Source organism: Aquirhabdus sp. (assembly GCF_046462495.1).
In the GTDB taxonomy this organism is placed as follows: domain Bacteria; phylum Pseudomonadota; class Gammaproteobacteria; order Pseudomonadales; family Moraxellaceae; genus Aquirhabdus.
This window is the reverse complement of record NZ_JBKGVE010000010.1, coordinates 150,567-172,329: the sequence shown is the minus strand read 5'-3', so window position 1 is coordinate 172,329 and position 21,763 is coordinate 150,567. Positions and strand designations below refer to the sequence as shown.

The following is a 21,763-nucleotide window of genomic DNA, read 5'->3' as shown; positions in this document are numbered from 1 at the left end:
AATATTTTAAGAAATAATATATTTCTTGAAGGATTCAGGTTAGAAGCCTTCATCGAAGCTATGGTCTCGTGTTGAGTTCTGTTGAAAGCGTTGTAATTGTTGCCGTTCGTGTTTGTTTGGACGATGGTCTGGGCGTGCCTGATTGGACAGCTTTCGCGCCGCATTCATCAATTCGCGTCGTGCAATGCTGGCTTCAGTTTCTTGGTAAAGGTGCTGAGCAGCCGTTGCGTTCCCACGCATCACTGATAATGATGCAATCTGAACAGTTTTTTCATCAAATCCTTGGCGAATTGTAAGCTCCATGCCAACACGAATTTCTTTGCTGACTTTGACACGCTCACCTTGAAAATGGACTTTCCCGCCTTCAATTGCTTCCTTCGCAAGCGTGCGGGTACGATAGAAGCGTGCGGCCCATAGCCATTTATCAATACGCACCGCACTGCTTGTAGAGGAATCATTTGAAGATGCGTGTGATGGTTTCATATGTCGAGTACCTCTATTCTTACCTGTTTTTGATGAGACTGTTTTGTAGCTCGTGAATAAACTCTGACCATTCGCTGATCGCAGGATAATGCAGATTATGACGTGCGGGTAATAGGCTATCCGGTTGTTCTATACCCAAAACATGTAAGCCAAAATGATGTGCTGCATGCAGGACGGATTCACTGTCATCCACTAAGAGACTCCGTGCTGGTGTGAATGGTTTTTGCTGCTGGAGTGATTGCCAAAAACCAGTTTGCTCCTTGGCGTAGCCGAAGTCATGACTAGAAATAATGTCTGAAAAATAGCTCGTTAATCCGGTTTTTTCAAGCTTAATGGCCAATGCCTGAGGATGAGCGTTAGTCACAAGCCATAGTATTTTGCCATGATTTCTCAACGTTTCGAGGAGGGGTTGTACCCCTGAACGTAGCGAAATGCGGTCACGATGCTGAATTTTGAGCGCTTGTAAATCAAGACCTAATAGATCACTCCAATACGGTAATGAATACCAGTTCAGTGATCCCTCTTGTTGCTTAAATATGGGGGTAAGAGTCAGCAGAGCATGTTCATGCGTGACATCTTGTTCTGTAGCCCAGGTTTTGACAACGACTTCACGCCAAAAAAAGTTGTCAAATGCGAGATCTAGTAATGTGCCGTCCATATCAAACATAATGATGTCAATTTGATTCCATGCAATACTTAAACCCATAGCAATCCGATCTGATCAATAGTAAACCTAATCGTTTATTATAAATTTTTCTAATCTAAAAGTATCGTGCGAGGCGCAGGTTTATCGTTTCCACACGTAAGACTTTAATCAATGGTTTATTTTATGACGTTAAATCAACAATCCATGCCGTCCAGCGCATTGCCCAAACTCGACTTGGAAAATTTACTGAATGCGGTGGTTAACATTACTCAAGAGACGGGTGAGCTGCTGACGGTTTTTTATAATCAACACTTACAGAGTGCGATTGATGTACAGCGTAAAGAGGATACCTCCCCAGTAACCGCAGCTGATATTGCTGCTCATGATTTGATTGAGGCTGCACTCTTAAGACTGGTACCAGAGATTCCTGTGCTATCCGAAGAGTCTGCCGATGTCTCTGAACGTACTGAGTGGTCACGATTTTGGCTGGTCGATCCGCTAGATGGTACACGTGAGTTTATCAATAAAACGGGTGAATTCACCGTGAATATCGCATTGGTTGAGGCGGGTCATGTGGTGCTCGGGGTTATCGGGGTTCCGCTTAAACAGCAAGTCTATGCGGCCATTCACGATCTCAATCCAGAGGGCCCATTAAAACAAGCTTATCGAATTGACGCAGACAAGAGCCGTCATATTTTACATACTCGTCATGTCGATGGTCAGCATTTGAATACTGCGATGTCACGCAAATCTAAGCGTCCACAATATGCGGAGTATCAAGAGCAACTGTTACAAGCGGGTTGGCAACTTAATATTGTCAATGCGGGTAGTGCTTATAAATTTTGTTTAATGGCGGACGGTTCCATTGATCTATATCCACGCTTGCACCCCACGTCAGAGTGGGATACAGCTGCTGGACAGTGTTTGCTTGAGGTTCTAGGGGGGAGCATTGTCGATTTGGCAGGAAAACCATTCCGTTATAACCAGCGGGATCATTTGTTGAATGGATCTTTTATCGCGGTAGCAGATATGAGTTTATTGCCTGAGGTCTTGCCAAAAGCATTCGTGCGGTTTGAAGAGTGATTAGCGGCTAGAGTAGTGCTCATTAACCTGTTGTATGAGTTGTTGCCAGACGTTATTGGGTGTCCAGACATCATGCAATAGAGCAAGTGCATCAAGTTCAGGCATAGCTAAATGATGAGTACGATATAAATAAACCAAACTGGATACGCGCATATTTAAGGCGCAGTGTAACCAGATCTTTTTATCTTGCGATGCGTGTAGAAAATTTAAGAGATAGAGTGCTTGGGACAAGGATGGGTGATCAAAGAGCAGAGGCAGGTTAAGGTAATCCATTCCGCACTCTAAGACGCGCCGATCCTCATTCGTTATCGCATTACTGGCATCAGTGAGCGCCAGATTAATAACAATTTCAAAACCAGCTTTTGCAATCAGGTCAAACTCGTCAAGTTGAGGTTGACCCGAGGTTGCAAGGTTGTCATGAATAGAGCGATATACCAAAATTCGTGATAAAGATTTTTGAAGATCTTCATGGTTTTGGTAATCGTTCATACACTAAACCTTTAGCATGTTTTCTTGCAATTAACGGTTAGCGATAACTTCCTTTAATGCATTGTGCATGTCTAGAATTGCATTTTCCGTTGTTTGCCAGTCGATACAACCATCGGTTACGGATTTGCCGTATTCGAGTTCAGACAGGTCTGCTGGAATATCCTGACGGCCACCATTGATATGACTTTCGACCATCAAGCCTACGATGGAGTTATTGCCGTCCAAGATTTGATTGGTGATGTTTTTTAAGACCAACGGTTGTAGATATGGGTCTTTATTAGAGTTTGCATGGCTGGCATCAATCATGATTTTGCCGCTGACCTTTGCTTTAGACAGCGCTGATTCGACACCAGCAACGGCTGTTGAGTCATAATTTGGTTTGCCTGCACCACCGCGCAGAACGACGTGTGCATAGGGATTACCTTTGGTACGAATGACCGACACTTGTCCGTCGTGATTCAGGCCTAAAAAACTATGTCCTGATGCAACCGCTTGCATTGCATTGATGGCAACGGTCATGCCGCCATCCGTACCATTTTTAAAGCCCACAGGTGATGATAATCCTGAAGACATTTCACGGTGAGTCTGGCTTTCGGTTGTACGGGCACCAATGGCTGACCAGCTAATAAGGTCTTGTAGATATTGTGGTGAGTTAGGGTCCAGCGCTTCGGTTGCACAAGGTAAGCCTTGTTCATTGAGCTCTAGTAGTAATTTACGACCAAGACGAAGCCCTTTTTCAACATCAAAAGAATCATTCATATCCGGATCGTTAATCAGACCTTTCCAGCCAACAGTCGTACGCGGCTTTTCAAAATAGACACGCATAACCAAGTACAGGGTATCTTTGACTTGTTCAGCAAGAACTTTAAGGCGGTTTGCGTAGTCGTGTGCAGCAACAGGGTCATGAATTGAACAAGGACCAATGACGACAAACAAGCGAGGATCGGTGCCATCGAGTATGGCGCGAATGGTTTGACGGCCTGATAATACGGTTGCTTTGGCTTCTTCTGAAAGTGGCAATTCTGCTTTTAATTCAGCAGGCGTAACCAGAAGATCCATGGCTTCGATATTAACATCTTCGACTTGCTTATCAATGCGGTTGATACCTGCCTGCGCTCTATTTGCTGTACTTGTTGTTGCCACGACACACTCACCAAAAAAAAGTTAACGATTAATTGCTAAGGATGGGGGCAAGCGCCGATCAGTGCAAGGGATTGACATGAAAAAAACCGCTCGAATTGAGCGGTTTCTAGACATTTTTACTGTTTTAGCTTGCTGATGGGGCTATTTGCACTTTATTGTTTGAAATCACGGCTGCTGGCGTAACGACGGCAGGAGCTTTAGCCTTGGTCGGATTGATGATGAAGTTTACGCCAAGCAGTAACAGGGTGATCCCCAAAATACGGCGGATATGATGCTCTGGCAGTCTTGAACTAATTAAGGTACCGATGATGATGGCAGGAATGGCGCCGATGAGCAGCATGGTCAGCATATGAAAATCAACGTTGCCAGAGACCAGATGCCCAAGCCCAGCGACCAAAGTCAGCAAAACGGCATGCGCTACGTCAGAACCAATCACACGGATCATCGGCAGATTAGGGAATAACAGCACTAATGCCATGACGCCAAAAGCACCTGCGCCGACAGAAGATAAAGTCACGAAAATACCCAAAACTGCGCCCATAAAAACGACCAGAGGCTTGTTTTTAAGCAGAGCTGTAGCGTGTTCGTCTTGGCTTCTTTCCGATGAGTCATGACGTTTCCGTGCAAAGAAGCGTTCGATTTGTGCGCGAAAAACAATAGATACGCCTGTTAAAACCAGCATGAATCCCAAGACCATGGTCAGCAGTTTTTTGTATTCATTGGCTGAACTAAAAAAATGATGGAGAGCCCATGTTGTTCCCAGAGATGCGGGGATACTGCCAATCGCTAGCCATAGGACAATTGGCCAAACGATATTGAGTTTTTTTGCATGAACTAGCGAGCCGCAAAATTTAGAAATTGAGGCATAGAGTAGGTCAGTACCAATCGCAACATTAGCTGGAACGCCCATGACGCTAATCAGGATTGGTGTCATCAAGGAACCACCGCCGACACCAGTTACACCGACACAAAATCCGACAAGGAGTCCCGCAAGAATGAAATAGATATCCGACATATTAGATTTTTAGATAAGTTTAGTAGAAATTGTGCGGAAGGGTAGTCTGGTTTGCTTAGACTTACAATTGAATAAATCATCTTAGCTTATGAATTATTATTATATTAAAGTTTCTTAATGATAAAAAAAATCTGCAATGAATTTATCTAGAGTCTGCAATGCTAAACTAAAGAATATTTATAGTGTGGATCGCGTGGTATGTTAACAATTGGAATGGTCGCTGGGGAGTTATCAGGAGATACTCTGGGCGCTGATCTCATTCGCGAAATAAAAAAAACGCATCCTGATGCACGATTTCTAGGCATTGGTGGGCCACAGATGCAAGCCGAAGGCTTGACCAGTTTGTATCCACTGGAAAGATTGTCACTATTTGGTTTGTTTGAAGTATTGGGCCGACTTCCAGAGCTATTTCGAATCAGAGATGGACTGGTTGAAACGTTTGAGCAAGAAAAAATTGACGTCTTTATTGGTGTTGATGCGCCTGACTTTAACCTACGTCTGTCTAAAAAATTAAAAGATCGCCAGCAACATGCTGAAAACCAAAATCTTTCAAATTCTCACCTCATCAAGACCGTGCAATATGTCAGTCCATCGGTTTGGGCATGGCGGCAGGGTCGTGTTGTAAGTATTGGTGCTTCTGTCGATTTAGTTTTGTGCTTGCTGCCTTTTGAAGTCGACTTTTATACCAAGCACGATGTGCATGCTGTTTTCGTTGGTCATCCTTTAGCGCGAATGTTGCCCCTAGACCATCAAGTAGAAACAGGGAAGCAAGAATTAGGTATTTCCCCAGAGCAAACCATTATTGGCTTATTGCCGGGAAGTCGTTCAAGCGAGGTGACGCAAGTCGGTGGCATCTTGCTTGAAAGTGCAGGGCAGTTGTTAAAGCAGTTCCCTGCTTTACGTTTTATGATTCCTGCTGCAAATGAAGCTAGGTTGACTCAGATCAAAGCTTTGGTGGCGGATCAGCCCCAGGCTGTTCAGCAGGCTGTACAAGTGCTAGAGCCCGATGATCGCGCCATGTTGTCTGGAAATCTCGGACGTCGTGTGATGGCAGCTAGCGACATTGTGATGTTGGCTTCGGGAACGGCAACGCTTGAAGCACTGTTATTGGGTAGACCGATGGTCGTCGTTGGACGAGTACATTGGCTAACCTATTTATTTGTACGCTGGATGATCAAGATTCCATGGCTTTCACTACCAAATATCTTGGCTGGTCGACGTTTGGTTCCTGAGCTTATTCAGTCACAAGCGACGGTCAGTAATGTCGTTGCCGACATGAAAAATTTACTCAGTGATCCTACTTTCCGTTTGGGGCCTTGGCAGACTCAGCATGTGGAACTTGAGCGCATTCATACCCGTCTGAAAAGTGAAAGTGTAAGCTCTGCTGCAGATGCAGTTCTTGCTCTTGTGCCAAAGGAGAGTATCGATGCCACTGTTTAACAACAATTCAAACGACTCATTAAGCATTAGCAATAGTAATATGCACGGCATTGGTGTACTGGAACGTTCGGTTCAGGCGATTCAGGTACCTCTGGATTTTTGCATTGCTGGTGTGGATGAGGCTGGGCGAGGACCTTTGGTTGGCTCCGTGGTTGCTGCAGCCGTGATTTTGGATCCTAGTCGCCCGATTCCGGGTATTAATGATTCCAAAAAATTATCCGAAAAACAGCGTAATCGATTATTCGATCTGATTATTGAGAATGCGGCAGCCTATTGCATCGCTGAAGCAACACCGGCAGAGATCGATGAACTGAATATTTTACATGCCACGATGCTGGCGATGCGAAGAGCCGTTCATGGTTTACCTATTACGCCGCGTTTGGCATTGATCGATGGGAATCGCTGCCCTGATATTAATGTACCCAGCCAAGCGTTGGTTGGCGGTGATGGTCTAGAGTCGTGTATCGGCGCTGCCAGTATTTTGGCTAAAGTCACACGTGATCGTCAGCTTGAAGCGTTGGATATCACATACCCCCTGTATGGCTTTGCCAAGCACAAAGGGTATCCCACCGCAGCGCATGTTGCGGCATTGATGACGCATGGTGTGATCGATAGTCATCGCCGTTCATTTAAACCTGTGCGTGATGCATTAGAGAAATTTTCATCGACTCGCATTTAAGTCATTGGGCCGTTATTACGTTCCTTCATTTGTGTTCTGAAAGCACCAACAAAAGAAGCATTATTTAATCAACCTATTCGCGTGGGTTTCGGAGATTTTGAATGAAACGGATTGTCGATTCACGTTTCGGTATTGTTTTAGTCCTCGCCATCACGGCATGTGTGTTATTTCTCATTTTACGAACCGCATTGTTGATCAACAATATTGCCGTTCTTGATTTAAAAGTATTGGATATTCCACTGATCTATGGCGCAGGTTTGATCTATGATTTGGCTTTTTTAAGTTATCTCTTGATCCCCGTAGTAATCTATTTAGCACTATTGCCGAATAAGCGTTATCAAGGTCGAATCCACCGTTATATTGCTTACATCATTGCGATATTTGTGATTGGCCTTATCTTTTTTGACATGGTCTCCGAATGGCTGTTCTGGGATGAGTTTCAGGTTCGTTTTAATTTTATTTCCGTTGATTATCTGGTCTATCGTCGCGAGGTAACAGGGAATATTTCTGAGTCTTATCCAGTTCCTTTATTGCTGACAGGTGTGGCGATTTGCACACTGATCGTTTTTTTCATCATTAAGCGCCCGATTGATTTGGCATTAAAAGCGACAACCTCACTCAAAAAGCGTTTAGTGGGTGCGTTAATCCTTTTGCTTATTCCAACTGGTTGCTACTTAGCTTTAACCAGTGAAACATTTAGCCATGTTTCTGAAAATAACTATAAGAATGAATTGGCCAAAAATGGACCTTATCAATTTTTCTATGCTTTTTTTGCCAATGAGCTGGATTATGAACAGTTCTATCAGACGGGTGATAAGCAAGCCCTCGATCAACGTTTACGTGGATTGGTAAAGCAAGATAATCAAACCTTTACCAGTACAGTCCCTTTCGACATTAGCCGCCAAGTGACTAATGCCGGGCCTGAGAAAAAACTGAATGTCATGATGATCGTGGTTGAGTCATTAAGTGGCGACTATATGACGCGTTTTGGCAATAAACTTAATCTCACCCCGCATCTGGATGAACTGGCAAATAATAGTTTGTTCTTTAATAATTTTTATGCCACAGGAAATCGTACAGTCCGCGGTATGGAGGCATTGACCTTATCGATTCCGCCTACACCGGGCCAGTCTGTTATTCATCGTCCACATAATGAAGGTTTGTTTTCACTTGGCAGTTTGCTCCGAGACAAAGGTTACGACAGCAAGTTCATCTATGGTGGATATGGTTACTTTGACAATATGAACTATTTCTTTAGTCATAATGGTTTTGATATTGTTGATCGTAACTCCTATGCAAAAGACGAAAGTGTTTTCGGGAATGTTTGGGGTGTTGCGGATGAATATTCATTCTTGCGTGCAAGTCGTGAAGCCGATAAATCCTATCAGGCGAAAAAGCCCTTTTATTCTTTTATCATGACAACCAGTAATCATCGTCCATACACCTTCCCTGAGGGGCGTGTTGACTCTCCTTCGGGACATTATGAAGGTGCAGTGAAGTACACGGATTACGCGATTAATAAATTTATTGAAGATTCACGCAAGAAGCCATGGTTTGACGACACGATATTTATCATCGTTGCGGATCATTGTGCAGGTTCTGCGGGTAAATCAGACTTGCCGCTAGAGCGTTATCACATCCCATTGTTTATCTATTCTCCCAAGCACGTCAAGCCAGGGCAGTTTGATGCTATCGCCAATCAGATCGACGTAGCTCCAACGATCATGGGTTTGATGAATAGCTCTTATGTCTCACGTTTCTTTGGTAAGGACGTATTGCGTATGAAACCCGAAGAGGGCGGGCGTGCGCTGATGGGTACTTATCAGAAAGTCGCGCTGTATCGTGATAATAAAATGGCGATTTTGTCTCCAAACAAAAAAGTCGATGTATTGGAAGATGTGAAGACTGTACCGACGATTCATGATCGTACGGCAGATCCTGCATTGGTTGACGATACGTTGTCATATTATCAAGGTGCAAGCTATCAACTTCATAATGGGTTGATGCTGCATAAAGCGGGTGAGAATAAGTAAGTCTCGTTTTAAGTCCTCTTTCGCAAGTGAGGAGGGCTTAGGTTAGGATGGAGCATTCAATGAATCTCCATCCTATTTTTTGTTTAGCCATCGGGTTAAAAAATAAAGTCCTAGACTTGCCAAATTGATCATCTGACTTTGAGCATTCAGGCAACCCAAAACCTCATGGTCGCATGGCAAAATCGATGCAATTCTTTTTTAGCTGTTTATATGACTATGCAACCACTTAATCCAAATTATTACACCCCAGATCACATCGCCTTTGCGGACACCATCCGCAAATTTACCGCACAAGAAATCACCCCATTTGCCCATGACTGGGAAGAAGCTGAAACCTTCCCACGTGAGCTTTACAAGAAAGCTGCGAATGTTGGACTGCTTGGTCTGGGCTTTGATGAGCAATACGGTGGTGTAGGCAAAACCGACGCATTTTATGTCTTGTTGTCATCCATCGAACTGGCCAAAGCAGGGTCAGGCGGAATCTGTGCTTCATTGCTGTCACATAGCATCGGTGCTCCGCCTATTCAACATTTCGCCAGTGATGAGGTTAAAGCGCGAGTATTGCCGAGTATATTAAGTGGCGAAAAAATTTCTGCTTTGGCGATCACTGAGCCAAATGGTGGCTCCGATGTGGCTGCATTACAAACGCGTGCCGTGCGTGATGGTGATAACTTCCTTGTGACTGGTGAGAAAATTTATATCACGTCAGGCATGCGCGCTGATTATTATTCCGTGGCCGTGCGCACTGATCCCAATGCCAAAGGTGCGGCTGGCATTTCGATGCTACTGATCGATGCCCATAGTCCTGGAATTACTAAAACGCAGCTGCACAAAACGGGCTGGTGGGCATCAGATACGGCTCAAATCCACTTTGATAATGTGCGTGTGCCTGCCTCAAATCTACTGGGTGCTGAGAATATGGGGTTCTTCGTGATTATGAATAACTTCAATATGGAACGGTTTTTCTTGGCGGCTTCTTCCTATGGTTTTGCATTGGTATGTTATGAAGAAGCTTTGGAGTGGGCGCAGCAGCGTAAGACCTTCGGCAAGCGTTTAATTGATCATCAGGTTATGCGCCACAAACTCGTCGATATGGCGACACAACTTGCAGCGACACGTGCATTGCTAGAAGACACCGCTTGGCGTTTGGGTCAGCCTGATCAGCAGGGTAGTGAGTTGATTGCCCAATTGTGCATGCTCAAGAATGTTGCGACCCGTACGATGCAGTTCTGTGCTGATGCTGGTGTGCAGACGTTAGGCGGTATGGGTTTTATGCGCGGTACGCGGATTGAGCGCATTTATCGTGATGTGAAGGTGAATATGATTGGCGGCGGTGCTGAAGAGATTATGAAGGATCTAGCGGGTAGACAACTCGGCTTTTGATCAGAGCATTGAGAATGATCTAGAGGATGGCAGGCCACCCTCTAGATTCATGTGATTAGTGTTTCTTGGCGTGCTGGCTTAACCAACGATATAAAAAGGCAATCGACAGTGCAAAAACGCTGCCACCAATCCAGATGGATGCCGTCTCAAAATCAGATCCCACCAGTGCCAAAGGTGCTGCTACACCAGAGAAAGCCACAATCGCTGCAATCACAACCCCAACCACACTCTCACCAACAATAAGTCCCGATGCGAGCAATACGCCGAGTTGCTGCGTTGCTTCTGGATTGGCAGAACGTTGCGCGCGCTTATTGAAATACCAACCGACCACTGCACCGACCACAATCATCAATGTGCTTTGTGTTGGCAGATAAATACCCAGACCAACAGCAAGTGGTGGGATGCTCATATGAAGGGTAGTACGTTTAAGTACTTCATCAATGATAATCAACGTTATGCCGATGACTATGCCGATACCAATGAGGCTCCAGTCAATGTTATTTTGAATCACACCCTGAGCCAAAGCCGAAATTAACCCTGCTTGAGGTGCAGGCAATGCTGTAGCAGGATTTGCACCCGGTACGCCAGCAAAACCGTATGCATGATTGAGTAAGTCCAAGACTGGCGGAATGACTGCTGCACCAGCGATCACACCAATGATGAGAACGACCTGCTGTTTCCAAGGCGTTGCATCAACCAATTGACCTGTTTTTAAATCTTGCAGATTGTTATTGGCAATCGATGCAACCGAGAAGATCACAGCCGTGGTAAAGAGCGCGAATGCAACGAGTGCTTTACCGGCTTCTGGGCCTACATAAGGTTTTACGCCGATGGTGAGTAGCAACGCTGCACCGATAACAACAAGAATACCCACGCCTGAGAGTGGACTATTGGATGAACCAATGAGACCAGCCATATAGCCACAAATTGTCGAAACGAAGAAGCCCATCAAGATGACATAAGCCAAGCCACCAATTGCCAATACGGCAACATGATCACCTAGGCCATTGGTCATGCTGAAATAGCCAAGCAAGTAGAGTATAGGCACACAGCACACCAGTGTGATTAAACCCACAATCCCAATGGGGATATCTTGTTCGGTTCGCGGTAATGTAGCCGCTTGGCCAGACTTGCGAACCCGTGCAGCGCCCATGGCTGAAGTTAGTCCGCTGATAACAGGTTTAATCAGCTTGCCAAGCGTCCACAGCGCGGCAATACCGATAGCACCGGCACCCACGAAACGAACTTTGTGGCTCCAAGTCGCTTGGGCAAGATCAGCGATGCCACTGGTGACAGGCTCAACCAATGAGAAGTGCGGCACACCCCAACCCCAACCAATGATTGCACCTACTAACATGGCAATACCGACAGCTAGACCACACAAATGCCCGATTGCAAACAATGCAAAGGAGAGGTTGAAGTCAAAGCCGGTGACTGAGCCTTTATTGCCGACATTAAAGTAATGCGCGACATCACTGGCAAACACTTTGGTGGCGACGATCACTGCAAAGACTGAGGAAACGATAGAGCCGTAGATCAACGCCAGTAAACCAGTTTTGTTCCCTTCTACATCCGTGCTACTGACTTTAAGAACTTCCGCACAGGCGACTCCTTCAGGATAGGGGAGATCAGAGTTGGTGACCAAAGCACGGCGTAGGGGAATCGAATACATGACGCCGAGAATGCCGCCCAGTGCACAGACCGAAAATGAAATCCAGAAAGGGAAGCCTGTCCAGCAACCGATCATGATCATGCCGGGGAGGACGAAGATAATCGAGGAGAGGGTTCCCGCTGCTGAGGCCATCGTTTGCACGATGTTGTTTTCTTGGATTGTTGAGTCTCTAAATTTACGTAAGAGCGCCATGGAGATCACGGCGGCGGGAATCGATGTAGAAAATGTCAGTCCAACTTTGAGTCCGAAGAACACATTTGCTGCAGTAAAGACGATGGTAATGATGATGCCGATAATGATGCCGCGTATAGTGAGCTCTACGCGTGATTTATTGTTGGCTTGCGGTTGCACGCTCACAAATGTACTCCAATTGAATTTCGAAAACTGTCTTCCAGATGGTCAAAGACGGTATAAGGGGGTGAATATATCCTGCTAGGCTTAAGCGATTCAAGAAATATAACTTTTCATTCATCTGATTTTCAGATAACTAATCTCTGAATGAGGGATAACGATGGGGAAACGTTAGCAAGAAGTGAGCCAGATTAGCAATTTGATTTAGATACTAAGTTTAATATATACCTTTTGTTATGATGGTCTTTTAATGATCACGCCTAAAATTTATAATGTAGTATTCGTATTTGATATGCTACTTCGAATTCATTTATTTTCTTATATGGTGATGATTTGTAAGAGATATTAACCGCTAATCCTAAACCAATCTTTAACTAGTAATTGGAAGCGCAATATTTCATCGTTATTTAATTCAACGCTATGCGCGATAACGTTTCGAACAAGATTGAACTGGCTCAAAATTTGTTGTGCGGCTTTCTGACTTCGTAATGTATCGGAAAAGTCTGTCCAATTTGAGTTAATAATGTCTATAAGCTCTCCAAAGTTAGTGTAGGTTAACGGATCCTCAGATCGAATTGACATCGGCGTGTCTTTTTCTTTTTTTTGTTTATCCGCAACACTAGTTTTGACTCCTATCGGTACTCTAAGTTCCCACCAGTTCATACCATGTTTCTCATGGAGGCGTCCGGAAATAAGTCGTCGAATTGTATTTTCAAGACTATAGTATAAAACGTAAAAATTCGCCATTTGCTTCGCAGCATGAAGAATATCTGCTTCAAATAGATCTGTATCGACTAGTTCATCTCGTTTCAGAGTCTCAGTATGGCCAATGTCAATCCCCATCTTTTCAAGTGCGACTAAGTCTGCTTCTAACATTAGATTTCGCATGCCAAATAGTCGAAGAAGATCAGATTCAGCCGTTTTAGTTGTCAAGTAAATGCTCCTTTAGACTTTTAAATATGGCATTAAAAACCTCTATTTCTGTTGTTGCAGGGAGATTTAAATTAATTGTATATGAAAGACCCAAAGAGCCTGAACCCAAATGTCGAGGATAACCTACTCCTTCATCTGCATTTTTCTCACTAACATTAGAAGGTGACGCGATCTTGGGTGCACTTGATGATTGCTTAAAGTCTGCAAGCTTAGCTAATTCTAGATAAGTTCCAATTACTGCTGGGATAATGGGATCGTCTTCAGCTGCACCTAATAGGGCACGTAACTTTGACTGTAATTCTTCTTTCTTTAGATTATGAGCATATTCATTTGCTTTATAGAGATCAGAGTAGGCAAAACGAATTTGAGCCGCCATGACACTTTCACGTTGTGTTTCGTCTCTATAGTTTCTATAAGCTTCTGTAGGAGTATTTGCGGCATCAATGAAGTTTAATTTTTTAAGTAATGGAATCAGTGCTCTATGGCTTGACGATCTCAACTCAAGTACTGTATCCATAAAATCTTGAGTAAATTTCGGTGGTACAGATGCTTTTGATATTTCTAAGAAGAGTTTGGGTATCGCTCCGTAAGCATTCACGTATGGCGGATATTTAATAGTGCTTTTTGATTTTTTATCTGCTGGTTCGACTCCTTCGGCATTGGGCATATCCGTTGTGATATTCTTTTTTACCACCATAAGATTCTCCGGAATAAGATATTTTAAATGTGTTGTTTATCATTGGTACTTTATCTGACCATATCATAAAATCCATTAATCGAAACTAAGAGTTTCATGATTTACTACTATCTAGTTTTTCAGATCAGTTTTTCTAATTACTTTGATCGAATTTGGATTAAAAAAGATCAATTTGTTCTTATCGGTTTTGTCTATTTTATTCATATCAATTGAGACTTTAACTTTGGAGAAAGAATTATCATTCTTAACTCAAATTCACTTTCTGATTGATCATTAAAAGAAAGTAAAGATCACTTCCTATCCTTCACCCACTCTTCATCACTCTCAACCCATTTATCTGAAAGTTCAGCCAGTTTAATCGCAAGCGCTACAGATTTTTCTATAAGTTCATTTTCATTGTCATCATTAAGTGGATTGGTTTGGATTAGGGATGAGAATATGGTGGCAGACATTGATGCAACGACTGATTCGCTATGCTGCAAATATAGGTAGTGTTTCTTTTCTGACATTTTTAATCCCCTGTAAATATTGGTTAAAGTATTTTAAATCCTTGGTGAAAAATTATTTAAATTCCATAAGCTAAGAATATATCCATAACCATCCAAAGGGTCAATCAAAAGAAAAGCCCCCAACTAAAGTTGAAGGCTTCTTTTATAACACTACATCACTTCTGCTTTAGATCAGTGTCTCGCACCATCTTTAACTTCAGTTGGCTTAACTAGCGCCACATCAGGGATTTCGATAGGTAGCGGTGTAGGCATCTCAACAAGTGCTGCTTTAAGCACTTCATCAATGGTCTTCACAGCACGAATCTCTATACCCGCTTTGATGTTGTCTGGAATCTCATGTAGATCACGAAGATTCTCAGTCGGGATCAGCACCAGTTTCACACCACCGCGATGCGCAGCTAGCAGTTTTTCTTTCAAGCCACCGATTGGTAGGACCAATCCGCGTAAGGTGACTTCACCAGTCATCGCCACATCAGCACGAACTGGAATGCCAGTCATTGCTGAGACGAGGGCAGTGGTCAAACCAATACCTGCGGAAGGACCATCTTTTGGTGTTGCGCCTTCTGGCATGTGTACATGGATGTCAGTCGTGCTGAATTTCTCGAAAGGAATTCCCAGACTATCACCACGTGTACGCACCACAGTCATCGCTGCTTTGATCGACTCTTGCATCACATCGCCAAGTGAACCCGTTGCGGTGTACGTGCCTTTGCCTTTAACGGCAGCGGCTTCGATGGTCAGTAGCTCACCACCCACAGAAGTCCAAGCAAGACCTGTCACACGACCAATTTGTGCATCTTCTTCGGCACGACCAAAGTCAAATTTGTACACACCAGAGTAATCCACCAAGTTGGCTTCATTGACGTCGATGTGGACATTCTTAGACTTGCTGGTCACTGCTTCTTTGACAACTTTACGACAGATCTTCGATACTTCACGCTCAAGATTACGTACACCAGCCTCACGGGTATAGCGACGAATCAATTCACGTACTGCACCTTCGTCGATGGTCAATTCTTTCAGCTTCAAGCCATTGGTCTTGATCGCTTTTGGAATCAAATAACGCTCAGCGATATTGACCTTCTCATCTTCGGTGTAACCGGGCAAGCGAATCACTTCCATCCGATCCAAGAGTGGAGCAGGAATGTTCATGGTGTTCGCTGTACAGATGAACATCACTTCAGACAAGTCTAAGTCCATATCGAGATAATGGTCATTGAACTTGTGGTTCTGCGATGGATCCAGAACTTCAAGCAGCGCTGAAGCAGGGTCGCCACGATAATCCTGCGCCATCTTGTCAATCTCATCGAGTAAGAACAGTGGGTTCTTCACACCGACTTTAGACAAGTGCTGCACAATCTTACCAGGCATCGCACCAATATAGGTACGGCGATGACCACGAATTTCAGCTTCATCGCGTACGCCGCCAAGCGCCATGCGAACAAACTCACGCCCAGTTGCTTTCGCTACAGACTCACCGAGTGAAGTTTTACCGACACCAGGAGGGCCAACCAAACACAAGATCGGACCGCGAAGTTGTTTAACGCGAGATTGCACGGCCAAGAATTCAACGATGCGTTCTTTGACTTCTTTAAGACCATAGTGATCTTCATCAAGAATCTCTTGAGCTTTATCCAGCTTAATCGATACTTTCGAAGCCTTAAGCCATGGTGTATTCAAAATCCAGTCGACATAGTTACGCACCACAGCCGCTTCGCTGGAAGCAGGTTGCATTGCTTTGAGTTTTTTGAATTCACTCTCTGCTTTTTTGCGTACGTCTTCAGGCAACTCGGCATCAAACAGGCGTTTTTCAAGTTCGCCCATTTCATCGGTATCGCCTTCATTCATGTCGGAAAGTTCACGTTGAATTACTTTCATTTTTTCATTGAGAAAGTATTCACGTTGATTCTTTTCCATTTGTCGTTTAACCGACTCATGCAGACCTTGCTCAACTTTCTGCTCTTCCGATTGACGCAATAGATAGTCGGTCAGTTCTTTAACATGATCCGCAATGTTGGCGTCTTCAAGGAACTTCTGTTTCACTTCGATCGCCAGCGGCGCGCGGGTCGCGATGAAATAGATCATTTCGAGCAAATCAGTGATTTTTTCAGATGCGGCAATCAACTCGCGGCTGTTGCGTAGTTTGGCTTCTGCATATTGGGCAAAAAGCTGTTGCAACGCTTCGCGTTCAGTTTTTTGTGCATTTACACTGATTTTAATTGGCGTTGGCTCTGGTGTCGTTTCGGCACGCATATAGTCATCTTGGTCAATAATTGCCAAGCGACGTGCACGATATAAACCTTCAATCAGCACCTTGATGCAATTGTCATCATTTTCATGATTAACAACTTGCACAATGCGGCTGACGGTGCCGTATTGATATAAGTTGCCATCATCAATGTCTTCAGTGAGCGAATCTTTTTGTGCAACTACAAAAACGAGATCATCTTCTTCGCGTGCTATTTCAACGGCGCGAATAGATTTTGGTCTGCCCACAAATAGCGCAATTTGCATATGCGGGTAAACCACCACATCACGCAAGGCTAACAGGGGTAGAACTTTGTCAGTCGCGGGGATGTGTTTTACGGTGCTGTTTTGCTTAGAATCGGTCATAAATCACTCCTATGAAACATCAGCGTATTCGCTTGTCATGATTTATTAATAAAGCATGTTTGCAAAATTACAAGGCTGCACGATGCTAAAAAACATATTTCTTGCTGCGATGACGGATCGTATGCTGTTTTTGTGTACAGTTGCAAACACGAGAAAAATTAAAAATATCCCATGAGCCATCTATTCAGCGGTCATTTGTCGCTATTCAAGAAAAAGCAAATAGCTTGCCAGAGTTGACTCAAAATGGTGCAAGCTAGATCAAATCAAAAACGATAATGCCGGGTTGGCGTTGTAACGGCATGAAGTGGAACATCCCAACTATTCTGCTGTAGCTGACCTACTTGTTGAAAGTCATAAGCCAGCCCAATGCGTAAAGGCTTTTTATAATGATGTCCATGATGGCGTTTACCATTCATGGGTGCTTTCACACATATGGATAAGGTGCGATCATAAAAACCACCACCCATCCCTAGACGCTGACCCATACGATCAAACGCCACTAAAGGCATAAATAACACATCCAGATGAGTGACCGATAGTCCTCTTTGTCGTGTGGGTTGCTGCATGCCAAAACGATGTTTCGTAAAGCGCTGCCTTTGCTGATAAATCCTTGCCCAAGCGAGGGGCTGATGATTTGAGATAACTACAGGTAAATAGACTGATTTTCTTAATGCGAAGCAAAGTTGCATGAGTGCCTGAGTTGGAAGTTCGCCAAAAGCATCTAAATAAAGCCCCACGGCTTTTGCTTGGATAAAAGCAGGCTGTTTGCGAACGTGGCGTACTACAGACCGACCAGCTCGACGTCGAAAATGGACCGAGAGTTCGCGCCGCTGGCGACGCATATTGCGTCGCAGAAGCTGACTATCTTGTGGTTGCTCAAAAGGGGGCGAATTTTTTTTCTTCATTCCCCATTGTTGGATACTTTGAGTATGAATTCAATGGCTCGGGCGCTGAAGGAGTAGAAATAAAAACACCAGCGAGAGTGCTGGTGTAAAGAATAATAGATGATTTACAAGGTATTAAAATCATTCAATGAATTAGGTCTCCAAGAATGCCGCTAATAACCGTTACCCTTGAACCCAATAAGGTTCAAGGAGGAGGCGCCGATGGCTCACAGGCTTTCTACTCAAGGCAGACTTGCACACAGAACCAACAGAGCGCATCCCTATAGGATGAAATCGGCTCAGGGGATTGGGCTACTTGGCGCGCACCTCAGAGATGAGATAAGTATAACCCCGTGATAAGAAGATGCAAGTAAAAGGCTCGGGTCTTTGGTAAAAAGTGTAATGACTGCTTCTTATTAAACCAGCTTTAGTGTTATTAAATTCAATGCAATCATCTAATTTTAGACAGTTATTTGGCCGCTATCGCTGCTTCAATATCATTGGTGAGTTGGTGGATTAATTGTAAGTTTTGATTTTTCTCTTGAACACGTTCAGCGGATAGCGCTTTAAGCTGCTGTTCGAGTTTGGCAAATTCAAGTGATAGATTGAGTGCAACCATACCTGCGACACGTTCTGATTCTAGACGGGGCATCGCAAGTCGTGCTTCACGATATTTGGTCTCCAGTGCAGTCGCTGCAGCATGAAGATTGCCCTCGTCGTTTGGGGCACATTCCAGTTTGTAAGATTTATCAAAAATAATGACTTCAGTCGGCATGAGCTTTTTCCTTCGTTACTTTTCCTGTCCATCATGCGGGGTTTTCCGCTGAATAAAAGGATATTAATTGGCAGTATCTGCAGTTGATGTCGACTGACCCAGCATTGATAATCGGTGAATAATCGCTTCTACTTTTTGCTTTGCAAATTCATTTTTACGGACTAAGCCATCGCGCTCTGCTTCAAGTTGAGCTTTGATCTGGGTAAAGTCGGCGCGTTCATTTTCAAGCGTCTGTTTCAACTGCTGAATTTCGCTGCGTAGCTGATTCTGTTCGACTTGATGCTGAGTGTGAGTCGCTTTCAGCCCCTCATGATTACTCTGGAGGTCCTGATGGCTCCGCCCAAGCTCCACCAGTCGCTCTGAAAGCGTTTCTTGGTCTTTAACGCCCTGTGCATGTTCAACCTGCAAGAGTTCGAGCTGGTGTTGCAATGCAAGCCGAGCTTGTTGTTCTTCAGGGTTAACGACTGGCGTAGCAAGTTGAGCCTGAAGTTGTATATTTTCAAGACGTTTGTCTTGTAACTGCTGCGTTAACGTTTTAATGAGTATTTGTAGACGTTGGAGTTCTGCTAACATGATTTGGTCGCACTATATTGCGTTGGACGCTAATATAGTAGGCAGAGAGTAGCTGGGTCAACTAGGTAGCTTCATATAGGTTGTTTTTAGTCAAAATTGCACCTAATCGAGTCTATCTTTTTGCTGATTGGTAAAGACTGGTTTGTTTTCATAATGATTTTTGTGACAAATGCCAATTTGGTATCGATAAGGGTAATGCAATGCATGATGATGAGTCCGGATGGACAGAGTGGGATGGTCGTTTCTCCAAAGTGCCTGATTTGTCAGGTCCCAGTGAGTTACATGGTTTATTAACTGGTATCGTGGTGGTGACTCAGCCTCCGACGTCTGATGAGTGGCAGGCAATTTTGGCCCGTATCGGCTTTGAGCCGTTGCCAGAAGATGCCCTACGCTTACTGACCGAAGAAGCGGAAGATACTGCCGCGGCATTGCTGGATGACACATTGGACTATGCTCCGCTATTACCCGACGACGATCATCCTTTGATTGAGCGTGTGGAAGCATTGGCCAATTGGTGTAGTGGTGTTTTATTAGGCTTTGGGTTAACAGGTGGCCGCATTCGTAAGGATGAGGCAGAGATTTTGCATAGCCTGAGCGATGTTGCTGGGCTGTTGTATAGCGACGAAGATGATGATGAAGAAGGTGAGGAAAGCTATACCGATTTGGTGGAGTTTGTCCGCTTGATTCCCGTGAGTTTGGCGCTAGGACGTGAGCGTTCTACGGTAGCCAGTACGTCACTGCTGACGGGTAAACCTTTAGTTGATGCCCAGGGTGATGCTCTGGATCATGTTGACGCTGATCATTCGGATCATGATCATGCCGAAGGCAGTGATACACCCATAGTTGAACACTTTAATCCAGCACGACCTTCCTAATCCATCGGCAGATTGACGTGATGATTTAAGCACCGGCTTTATTCATCACGTCAGTCATACTTTTTAATCAAATTATGGTGGACTGTTTTTAAATGAATCAAATGACAACGGCTATTCCTGCATCTGCCGAAAAAGCTGCAATACTTCCTGTTTATGCTGAACGTCGTGCCAAGTTACTTGCGCAGATGACACCAGATTCGATTGCGCTGATTTCGACCAGTGAAGTTCATCTTCGGAACCGCGATGCAGATTTTCGTTTCCGTGCAGACAGTAGCTTTTATTATTTGACTGGTTTTGCAGAACCCGAAGCTTTGGCTTTCATCCAGCATCCTCAGACGATTGATGATCAAGATGTTTCTTATGGCTTATTTTGTCGTGAGCGCAACCGTGAACGTGAGATTTGGGATGGATTACGTGCGGGAACCGCCGGTGCTGTAAATCATTACGGTGCTGATGTCGCGTATGTGATTGATGAGCTCGATGTATGGATGACAAAGCTACTTGCAGGCAAAAAACGCTTATATGTCCGTTTGGGCAACGACAGTGCATTTGACTTGAAGGTCAGTGGCTGGTTAAAAAATGCAGTGTCTAAACAGCGTCAAGGCGGATCAGTGCCGATTGAAATCATTCAACTCGATTCAATTCTTGATGAGATGCGTTTGATTAAAGATGAGCATGAAGTACAGACCATGCGTCGCGTCGCAGAAATTAGTGCGCATGCCCACGTTCGTGCAATGCAAACGGTTCGTCCTGAGATGATGGAGTATGCGCTTGAAGCAGAGCTACTCTATGAATTTGGTAAAAACGGATGCCAGACTGCTTATAACAGTATTGTGGGCGGCGGTGTGAATGCTTGTATTCTTCATTATGTAGAGAACAATGCACCCTTAAAAGACGGTGAGCTGGTGTTGATTGATGCAGGTGCGGAACTAGATCATTATGCTGCGGATATTACGCGGACTTTCCCTGTAAATGGTGTGTTTTCGCCAGAACAAAAAGCCCTGTATCAATTGGTTTTGGATGCGCAGTTAGCAGCTATTGACGCCGTAAGAGTAGGTTTACCATGTAAAGACTATGATCGTGTTGCTGTAGAAGTGCTCACGACAGGTTTGGTACAGCTAGGATTGCTCTCATTGAGCGAAGAGTTGCCAGATGTCGCTGCACTCATCAAAGCAGGCGCACATCGCCGTTTTTATATGCATGGTACCGGCCATTGGCTGGGAATGGATGTACATGATGTGGGTTCATATAAAGCAGGTGATGACTGGCGTCCGCTACAAGCTGGTATGGTGTTAACCGTTGAGCCAGGTCTCTATGTTGCTATTGATGATGAGACTGTGGAAGCGCGCTGGCGTGGTATCGGTATTCGTATAGAAGATGATATTTTGGTCACCGAAAGTGGTCCTGATGTTCTGACACGGGATGTCCCTAAAGCGATTGCAGAAATTGAATCGCTTATGCAAAAATCATAAGCAGATAAACAAGAA

Annotated in this window: 20 protein-coding genes and 1 other RNA gene; 7 read left to right on the top strand and 14 right to left on the bottom strand. The window is 44.3% G+C overall.

Annotated features, from left to right (window positions below):
• Positions 1-39: 39 nt before the first annotated feature.
• Together ACLHG7_RS12845 and yrfG are read right to left on the bottom strand one after the other, a co-directional pair.
• Positions 40-483 (bottom strand): RNA-binding S4 domain-containing protein, encoded by a 444-nt coding sequence (locus ACLHG7_RS12845; protein ID WP_410211394.1) that lies wholly within the window; start codon positions 481-483, stop codon positions 40-42.
• Positions 484-502: 19 nt separating this feature from the next.
• Positions 503-1,189, bottom strand: coding sequence for a GMP/IMP nucleotidase (yrfG, locus tag ACLHG7_RS12840; protein ID WP_410211393.1), 687 nt, complete (start codon positions 1,187-1,189; stop codon positions 503-505).
• Positions 1,190-1,312: 123 nt separating this feature from the next.
• Here yrfG and cysQ point away from each other — a divergent pair, with 123 nt between their 5' ends.
• Complete coding sequence (gene cysQ / locus ACLHG7_RS12835) at positions 1,313-2,212, top strand: 3'(2'),5'-bisphosphate nucleotidase CysQ (protein ID WP_410211392.1); 900 nt, start codon at positions 1,313-1,315, stop codon at positions 2,210-2,212.
• Here cysQ and ACLHG7_RS12830 read toward each other — a convergent pair whose 3' ends face one another.
• From ACLHG7_RS12830 to ACLHG7_RS12820, 3 genes are all read right to left on the bottom strand, one after another.
• Positions 2,213-2,701, bottom strand: a complete 489-nt coding sequence (locus ACLHG7_RS12830) for a protein tyrosine phosphatase family protein (protein ID WP_410211391.1) — start codon at positions 2,699-2,701, stop codon at positions 2,213-2,215.
• A 30-nt stretch (positions 2,702-2,731) separates the two neighbouring features.
• Complete coding sequence (locus ACLHG7_RS12825; protein ID WP_410211624.1) at positions 2,732-3,805, bottom strand: 3-deoxy-7-phosphoheptulonate synthase; 1,074 nt, start codon at positions 3,803-3,805, stop codon at positions 2,732-2,734.
• 163 nt (positions 3,806-3,968) lie between these two features.
• Positions 3,969-4,859, bottom strand: coding sequence for a sulfite exporter TauE/SafE family protein (locus ACLHG7_RS12820; RefSeq protein ID WP_410211390.1), 891 nt, complete (start codon positions 4,857-4,859; stop codon positions 3,969-3,971).
• Positions 4,860-5,057: 198 nt separating this feature from the next.
• On the opposite strand from ACLHG7_RS12820, the gene lpxB reads away from it, so the two are divergent.
• From lpxB to ACLHG7_RS12800, 4 genes are all read left to right on the top strand, one after another.
• A complete protein-coding gene (gene lpxB, locus ACLHG7_RS12815) occupies positions 5,058-6,299 on the top strand; it encodes a lipid-A-disaccharide synthase (RefSeq protein WP_410211389.1) in 1,242 nt (413 codons plus the stop codon).
• The gene (gene rnhB, locus ACLHG7_RS12810; protein ID WP_410211388.1) at positions 6,286-6,978 is read left to right on the top strand and encodes a ribonuclease HII; all 693 of its coding nucleotides are present in this window, start codon (positions 6,286-6,288) and stop codon (positions 6,976-6,978) included. The genes lpxB and rnhB overlap by 14 nt, the downstream gene beginning before the upstream one ends.
• A gap of 101 nt (positions 6,979-7,079) precedes the next feature.
• Positions 7,080-9,011: an LTA synthase family protein gene (locus ACLHG7_RS12805; RefSeq protein ID WP_410211387.1), complete on the top strand. Its 1,932-nt coding sequence runs from the start codon at positions 7,080-7,082 to the stop codon at positions 9,009-9,011.
• Positions 9,012-9,227: 216 nt separating this feature from the next.
• Positions 9,228-10,394 (top strand): acyl-CoA dehydrogenase family protein, encoded by a 1,167-nt coding sequence (locus tag ACLHG7_RS12800; RefSeq protein WP_410211623.1) that lies wholly within the window; start codon positions 9,228-9,230, stop codon positions 10,392-10,394.
• 55 nt (positions 10,395-10,449) lie between these two features.
• Here ACLHG7_RS12800 and ACLHG7_RS12795 read toward each other — a convergent pair whose 3' ends face one another.
• From ACLHG7_RS12795 to ACLHG7_RS12755, 9 genes are all read right to left on the bottom strand, one after another.
• Positions 10,450-12,423: an OPT family oligopeptide transporter gene (locus ACLHG7_RS12795; protein WP_410211386.1), complete on the bottom strand. Its 1,974-nt coding sequence runs from the start codon at positions 12,421-12,423 to the stop codon at positions 10,450-10,452.
• 339 nt (positions 12,424-12,762) lie between these two features.
• Positions 12,763-13,350, bottom strand: coding sequence for a Swt1 family HEPN domain-containing protein (locus ACLHG7_RS12790; RefSeq protein WP_410211385.1), 588 nt, complete (start codon positions 13,348-13,350; stop codon positions 12,763-12,765).
• On the bottom strand, positions 13,340-14,047 hold the full coding sequence (locus tag ACLHG7_RS12785; RefSeq protein ID WP_410211384.1) for a DUF5343 domain-containing protein: 708 nt from the start codon (positions 14,045-14,047) through the stop codon (positions 13,340-13,342). Before ACLHG7_RS12785 ends, ACLHG7_RS12790 begins: the two co-directional genes overlap by 11 nt.
• A 290-nt stretch (positions 14,048-14,337) precedes the next feature.
• The gene (locus ACLHG7_RS12780; RefSeq protein WP_410211383.1) at positions 14,338-14,556 is read right to left on the bottom strand and encodes a hypothetical protein; all 219 of its coding nucleotides are present in this window, start codon (positions 14,554-14,556) and stop codon (positions 14,338-14,340) included.
• A gap of 171 nt (positions 14,557-14,727) precedes the next feature.
• A complete protein-coding gene (gene lon / locus ACLHG7_RS12775; RefSeq protein ID WP_410211382.1) occupies positions 14,728-17,169 on the bottom strand; it encodes an endopeptidase La in 2,442 nt (813 codons plus the stop codon).
• 263 nt (positions 17,170-17,432) lie between these two features.
• The gene (locus ACLHG7_RS12770; protein ID WP_410211381.1) at positions 17,433-18,074 is read right to left on the bottom strand and encodes a 5-formyltetrahydrofolate cyclo-ligase; all 642 of its coding nucleotides are present in this window, start codon (positions 18,072-18,074) and stop codon (positions 17,433-17,435) included.
• A gap of 133 nt (positions 18,075-18,207) precedes the next feature.
• Positions 18,208-18,391, bottom strand: a non-coding RNA gene (gene ssrS, locus ACLHG7_RS12765) — 6S RNA.
• A 131-nt stretch (positions 18,392-18,522) separates the two neighbouring features.
• Positions 18,523-18,828: a cell division protein ZapA gene (locus ACLHG7_RS12760; RefSeq protein WP_410211380.1), complete on the bottom strand. Its 306-nt coding sequence runs from the start codon at positions 18,826-18,828 to the stop codon at positions 18,523-18,525.
• A gap of 63 nt (positions 18,829-18,891) precedes the next feature.
• On the bottom strand, positions 18,892-19,401 hold the full coding sequence (locus ACLHG7_RS12755; protein ID WP_410211379.1) for a hypothetical protein: 510 nt from the start codon (positions 19,399-19,401) through the stop codon (positions 18,892-18,894).
• A 200-nt stretch (positions 19,402-19,601) separates the two neighbouring features.
• Here ACLHG7_RS12755 and ACLHG7_RS12750 point away from each other — a divergent pair, with 200 nt between their 5' ends.
• Positions 19,602-20,276 (top strand): UPF0149 family protein, encoded by a 675-nt coding sequence (locus tag ACLHG7_RS12750; RefSeq protein ID WP_410211378.1) that lies wholly within the window; start codon positions 19,602-19,604, stop codon positions 20,274-20,276.
• 101 nt (positions 20,277-20,377) lie between these two features.
• A complete protein-coding gene (locus ACLHG7_RS12745) occupies positions 20,378-21,748 on the top strand; it encodes an aminopeptidase P N-terminal domain-containing protein (protein WP_410211622.1) in 1,371 nt (456 codons plus the stop codon).
• The last annotated feature ends 15 nt before the right edge of the window (positions 21,749-21,763 follow it).